6 protein-coding genes are annotated in these 6,139 nt (G+C 63.2%); 4 read left to right on the top strand and 2 right to left on the bottom strand.

The window, feature by feature from the left end:
• Positions 1-142: 142 nt before the first annotated feature.
• A complete protein-coding gene (locus HNO82_RS18820) occupies positions 143-676 on the bottom strand; it encodes a carboxymuconolactone decarboxylase family protein (RefSeq protein ID WP_175344728.1) in 534 nt (177 codons plus the stop codon).
• Between the two features lie 152 nt (positions 677-828).
• Here HNO82_RS18820 and HNO82_RS18825 point away from each other — a divergent pair, with 152 nt between their 5' ends.
• Positions 829-1,800: an AraC family transcriptional regulator gene (locus HNO82_RS18825; RefSeq protein ID WP_175344729.1), complete on the top strand. Its 972-nt coding sequence runs from the start codon at positions 829-831 to the stop codon at positions 1,798-1,800.
• Here HNO82_RS18825 and HNO82_RS18830 read toward each other — a convergent pair.
• On the bottom strand, positions 1,790-2,254 hold the full coding sequence (locus HNO82_RS18830) for an Lrp/AsnC ligand binding domain-containing protein (protein WP_008334229.1): 465 nt from the start codon (positions 2,252-2,254) through the stop codon (positions 1,790-1,792). The genes HNO82_RS18825 and HNO82_RS18830 overlap by 11 nt on opposite strands.
• A 378-nt stretch (positions 2,255-2,632) precedes the next feature.
• Between HNO82_RS18830 and HNO82_RS18835 the strand changes: the two genes are divergently transcribed.
• The 3 genes from HNO82_RS18835 (at position 2,633) to HNO82_RS18845 (ending at position 5,945) form a co-directional block, all read left to right on the top strand.
• Entirely contained in the window at positions 2,633-3,769 is a 1,137-nt protein-coding gene (locus HNO82_RS18835; RefSeq protein ID WP_175344730.1) for a branched-chain amino acid ABC transporter substrate-binding protein, read from the top strand.
• A 208-nt stretch (positions 3,770-3,977) separates the two neighbouring features.
• The gene (gene lhpH / locus HNO82_RS18840; RefSeq protein WP_175344731.1) at positions 3,978-4,988 is read left to right on the top strand and encodes a trans-3-hydroxy-L-proline dehydratase; all 1,011 of its coding nucleotides are present in this window, start codon (positions 3,978-3,980) and stop codon (positions 4,986-4,988) included.
• Positions 4,989-5,006: 18 nt separating this feature from the next.
• Positions 5,007-5,945: a delta(1)-pyrroline-2-carboxylate reductase family protein gene (locus HNO82_RS18845; RefSeq protein WP_175344732.1), complete on the top strand. Its 939-nt coding sequence runs from the start codon at positions 5,007-5,009 to the stop codon at positions 5,943-5,945.
• Positions 5,946-6,139 lie beyond the last annotated feature (194 nt).

Genomic DNA, 6,139 nt, shown 5'->3' on the forward strand with positions numbered 1-6,139 from the left:
CAGGCAGCGACGTCCCCGGGTGCCAGCGGGAGACTGCGCCTCCCGCCAGCGCGGCTTGCCCGGCTGCCTCCGCAAGGAGGCCGCCGGGCTTTTTTTTCGCGTATGAACGAATGGGTAATTTTTCGGATTTTTTTCTGGCCGATTACGGTGCCGGAGGGAAATCCAGAACAGTATCGTTCACACGGTTGAACAGATTAGTGAAGGTAATGGCAGTGACCGCCAGCAGCGTATCGACGATCTGGGCATCACTGTAGACGGCTCGCACGCGCTCGACCGCGCTGGCCTCGACGGTGCCGCGTGTGGCCACCAGGCTGCGGGCGAAATCGGCCAGTACGTCCAGTTTGTCATCGCCCGAGGGCCGGGCGTGACGTACGCCATCGATGGCCTGGGCCGGCAGGCCGACCTTCTTGCCCATGAGCGCGTGGGCCGCCACGCAGTAGTCGCAGCCGGCCTGTTCACTCACGGCCAGCTTGATGGCCTCGATTTCCTTGGCCGACAGGCTGCTCTTGCGCAGCGCGCCGTCCAGATGCAGGGCTGATTCCAGCGCCACCGGGCTCAAGGCGCCGATGCCGGCGTAGGCATTGGGCACCATGCCCACGGCGGACTTGATGGCGGCAAACAGTTGGGCGGCCTGACCGCTGGCTTCGCTGAGGGGGGCAATGTTCAAGCGGGACATGATGGTTCTCCTTGATGAGGACAAGCGCGGCGGCCTGGGCGGGATTGCCGGTGGTCCGTGTTGCGCATGGACGTACTGTAGGCCTCTTGAATGAAATTATGAATGCTAGAAAATGACATAAAATTGCTCATCAATCTCATTGAAGGAAATCCATGGATGCCCTCAGTCGCCTCCTGTCCCTGCACCCGGTGCGTGCTGCGCTGGACATCCGCTGCCGCTTCGGCCAGCCGTGGAATCTCCCGCATGCGGCCTTGCCGGCTGGGGTGGCGCCATATCACTTCATCCTGGAGGGCAGGGCGCAGCTGCAACTGGCCACGGGTGCGGCGCTGCCGCTGGAAGCGGGCGACCTGGTGGTACTCACGCGGGGTGCGGCCCATGATCTCTTCATTGCGCCCGCCGCCGAGGCCATCGGGGCGCGCCTGGACGTGACGGCGGCGCCGGTGCGGCTGCATGTGAACGATGATGCGGCCGGCGGTGCGCAAGCCTTGTCGGATTTCCTTTGCGGACAATTCCATTTCGATGCCCCGCATTCCAACGCTCTGGTGCAGGCCCTGCCGGAAGTCTTGCTGGTGAGGGGAGCCCTGCTGCCCGAGGGCGATGGCCTGCGCACACTGGCTACGCTGCTGCGCAGCGAATGCGGCGGTGCCGATGGCCGTGGAGAATTGCGCGCCGGTGCCCAGGCCGTGGTGGCCGGGCTGGCGGCGGCGCTGTTCGGACTGGCCCTGCGCGCCTGGCTGGCCCAGGGCGGACCGCAGCCGGGTTTGCTGGCGCTGCTGGCCCATCCCGGCCTGCAGCCCGCGATGCAGGCCATGCTGGAGGCACCGCAACAGGATTGGACCTTGCCTCGCCTGGCCGCGCTGTGCCACCTGTCGCGCGCGACCTTCGTGCGGCGTTTCCAGGCGGTCGGCAATACAACGCCGGGTGAGGTCCTGCAGCAATTGCGCATGGCGCGCGCCGCACAACTGCTGAGCTACAGCAAACTGCCCACTGCGCAGATCGGCGAAGCGGTGGGGTATCAGTCGGAGGCGGCCTTCAACCGGGTGTTCAAGAAATTCAGCGGGATGGGACCGGGCGCCTACCGGCGCACTGGGCGGCAGGCGCCGCCGCAGGGGATCAGCGGATAGGCAGGCGGATGGTGTTCTTCACTTCTTCCATCACGGCATAGGTGTGGGTTTCGCGCACGCCCTTCAATTGCAGCAGCGACTTGCCCAGAAATTCGCGATAGGCGTTCATGTCCTTGACGCGCGACTTGACCAGATAGTCGAAGCCGCCGGCCACCATGTGGCATTCCATGATCTCGGGGATGCTCTGCACGCTCTTCTTGAATTCGGCAAAGACATCCGGCGTGGTGCGGTCCAGCACCACTTCGATGAAGACCAGCAGCGAGACATCCAGCAATTCCGGATTCAATTGCGCTGCATAACCCAGGATGTAGCCGGCTTCCTGCAGCTTGCGAACCCGCTCCAGGCAAGCGGCCGGCGACAGGTTCACGCGCGCGGCCAGGTCGACGTTGCTGATGCGGCCATCGTTTTGCAGCTCCGCCAGAATTTTCTTGCTGATCTTGTCGAGTCCGGCCATGGTTTCTGAACTTTATTCAGTTAAAAATATATTGAGAAAATTTTATTCCGATTATAAGGGGAATAAGCGGGCCTAATATCAAGGAAGAGTCAATAGAATCCTCCCTCATAAAAAACATAACGTAATGCGGGCATGAAGCGAAGTTCACCTCGCTTCTGCGCGGATCACAGCAGTATCTCGGCAATGGATGTTGACGAGTTTTGTTTGCAGGCTTGCCAGCGCGTGGCGGTAAAGACCGGCCTCACGCGGCCAGCACGGCATCAACGGAATGCACCGCTCCGGCCCACGAGGCGGGGGATGGTGCAGATCCTGCTTTTCCGGCGTTTTCAATGCAATTACCCACCGCAGTCTGACTTTCTAGAAGAGAGGAAACACCCCATGTTCAAGCGCGTCTCCGGACTCAACATCATCGCCGCCTCGCTGGCGCTGATCCCTGCTTTCGCCATGGCGCAGGATACCCAGGTCGTCAAGATCGGTTTCTCCAGCCCGCTGACCGGTCCCCAGGCATCGGCCGGCAAGGACAACCAGGGCGGCCTGATGATGGCCGTCGAGCGTCTGAATGCGCAACCCATCACCGTGGGCGGCAAGAAGATCAAGTTCGAAGTCATCGCCGAAGATGACCAGGCCGATCCCAAGCAGGGCGTGGCCGTGGCACAGAAGCTGGCTGACGAGGGCGTCAAGGCCATCGTCGGTCCCTACAACTCGGGCGTGACCATCCCCGCCTCGCGCGTCTACAACGATGCCGGCATCGTGGTGGCTACCGTGGCCTCCAATCCCAAGATCACCCAGCAAGGTTTCGCCACCCTGTTCCGCGTGGCCGCCAGCGACAGCCAGCTGGGCGGCAAGATGGCCCTGTATGCTGCCAAGGAACTGAAGTTCAAGCGCGTGGCCGTGATCGATGACCGCACCGCCTATGGTCAGGGCCTGGCCGAGGAATTCACCAAGGTCGCCAAGGCCAACGGCATTGAAGTCATCAGCAAGGACTTCACCAACGACAAGGCCACCGACTTTACCGCCATCCTGACCTCGATCAAGGGCAAGAAGCCCGACGCCGTGTTCCTGGGCGGCTACGCTCCCCAGGGTGGTCCGATCAAGCGCCAGATGAAGCAGTTGGGCATCGACGTGCCCCTGATGGGCGGCGACGGCATCTGCTCGCCGGAAATGGGTCGCCTCGGTGGTGATGCCATCGGCGAGAGCGTCTACTGCACCCAGGGCGGCACCATGCTGGACAAGGCCAAGGATGGCAAGGTCTTCGCTGACGACTACCAGAAGAAATACAGCCGTCCTGCCGAGACCTATGCAGTTTCCTTCTACGATGGCATGATGCTCATCGCCCAGGCCATGAAGCAGGCCAACTCGGTCGAGCCCAAGGCCTTCGGTCCGGCCCTGGCCAAGATCAGCTACAAGGGTGTGGCCGGCCAGTACGACTTCGACGCCAACCACGACCTGAAGCAATCGCCGGTGACGGTCTATCGCTTCAAGGACGGTCTGCCGGTCCCCCTGACCAGCTACTGATCGCTCCTTCCCCTGGCCTGATCCTGCCGCCCGCCATGGCGGGCGGCTTGCCAGGCTTCCAGCCCAGCTCCACTGTGCAGTGCCCCGCTTCCCGCCGGTTTCGACCGGCCCGGGAGCGGTTTGCCGTACCCGCTTGCGGTGCCGACCTCATCCCCGGCAGTGTTACCCTCTGCCCTGGCGGACCCGCAGCACACCCGGAAGGAAGACCATGCTCAGCTATACCCGTACCGTCCAGACCATCGATGCCCACACCGGCGGCGAACCGCTGCGCATCGTGGTCTCGGGCCTGCCCAAGATCCCGGCCGGCACCATCCTGGAGCAGCGTGCCTGGCTGCGTGAACATCGCGACGACCTGCGCCGCTTCCTGATGAACGAACCGCGTGGCCATGCCGACATGTACGGCGCCTACCTGCTGCCGCCGGTCACGGCCGGTGCCGACTTCGGCGTCATTTTCATTCACAACGAAGGCTACAGCGATATGTGCGGCCACGGCATCATTGCCCTGGGCAAGGTGCTGGTCGAGATGGGCTACGTCGAACGCACCCAGCCGCAGACCCGCATCTGCTTCGATGCCCCGGCCGGCTTCATCGAAGCCTTCGTCGAGTGGGATGGCGTGCGCGCCGGCAAGGTCAGCTTCAACAACGTACCGGCCTTCATCTATCGCCGCGATGTGGAGGTCCAGACGCCCGGGTTTGGCAAGATCGTCGGCGACATTGTCTTCGGTGGCGCCTTCTACTACTACATCAATGCGACGCAGGCCGGCCTGACGGTCAAGCCGGAACTGGTACGCCAACTGATCCAGCTGGGCGCCGAAACCAAGGCTGCGGTGATGGCCAAGGTCGCCATCGCGCATCCGCTGGAGCCCGGCCTCAATACGCTGTACGGCACCATCATCGACAGCGAACCCAATTTCCCGGGGGCGGACCAGTCCAACGTCTGCATCTTCGCCGACCGCGAAGTGGATCGTTCGCCCACCGGTACCGGCACCTCGGGCCGTGCGGCCCAGTTGTTCCTGCGCGGCCGGCTGGCGCTGAACCAGTCCTACGTCAACGGCAGCATCGTCGGCAGCAACTTCGGCGTGCGCGTGACCGCTGCCACCAAGGTGGGCGATTTCGACGGTGCACTCACCGAAGTGAGCGGCTACGCCCACATCATGAGTACCAACCAGTGGGTGCTGGAAGACGCCGATCCTTTCCCGACCGGCTTCTTCCTGCGCTGACCTTCTCCAAGGATTCCCATGCACATTCTTGACTCCCGCCAGACCGCCGCTGCCCTGCCTTATGCCGCGCTGGTCGATGCCCTCGCGCGGGCCGCGCAGGAACTGGCCAGCGGCGCCATCCGCGCGCCCGAACGCCAGGTCGTTCCCATCGATGGCAACAGCGTCTTGCTGGGCATGCCGGCCATTGCCGAGGATCTCTCGGTGACCAAGCTCATCACCGTGCATGGCGACAATGCACGCCATCAGTTGCCGGCGATCCAGGGTGAGGTGATCGTCTTCGAGACCCACACCGGCCGCCGCCTGGCCTTGATGGATGGTCCCACCGTCACCGCGCGTCGCACCGCTGCCATGAGCATGCTGGGCATTCGTACGCTGCTGCCGCGCAGGCCGCAATCGGCGCTGCTCATCGGCACCGGCGCCCAGGCAGCGGCACATGCCGATGCGCTGGCCGAAGTATTCGGTGTCCGTCAATTCTGGGTGGCCGCGCGTGACCTCGCGCGTACCCAGGCTTTCTGCCAGGCCATCAGCGAACGCCATCCGCAAGTGGTGGCCAGTCCACTCCCGGCACAGATGTTGCAACAGGATCTGCCACGCACCGATGTGGTGATTGCCTTGACCACGTCGCGCGTGGCCGTGATTCCTGAACAGATCGCCGCTGATACGCTGGCCATCGGCGTGGGCGCCTTCAAGCCGGACATGGTGGAGTTCCCGGCCAGCCTGCTGCACGCTCGCCGCATTGTGGTCGACGACCTGGCCGGTGCGCATCACGAAGCCGGGGATCTGATCCAGGCCAAGGTTGATTGGTCCGGGGTGGTGGGCATCGGCGATGTGCTGGCCGGCAAGACCCCTGTCGATACACTGCATGGCGCGGGGGCGCTGCCGGTGTTCAAGACCGTGGGCCAGGCTGCATGGGACCTGGCGGCAGCGCGCGTGATGCGCACCACACTGGGGCTTTGAAATTTGCGCGTGCATGCGCGCCTAATTTGATAAATAATTTACGCTTTTTTCGCGGACGTTCACGCGTTTGCGGTTTCCTGACGTTTCACAACAATCATCCTCCTGAAGGAGACACCGTTTCATGGATATTTTCCTCCAACAGATCATCAACGGATTGGTGCTAGGCAGCATGTACGCACTGATCGCCCTGGGCT

This window comes from Herbaspirillum sp. C9C3 (assembly GCF_013359625.1).
Taxonomy (GTDB): Bacteria; Pseudomonadota; Gammaproteobacteria; order Burkholderiales; family Burkholderiaceae_D; genus Herbaspirillum.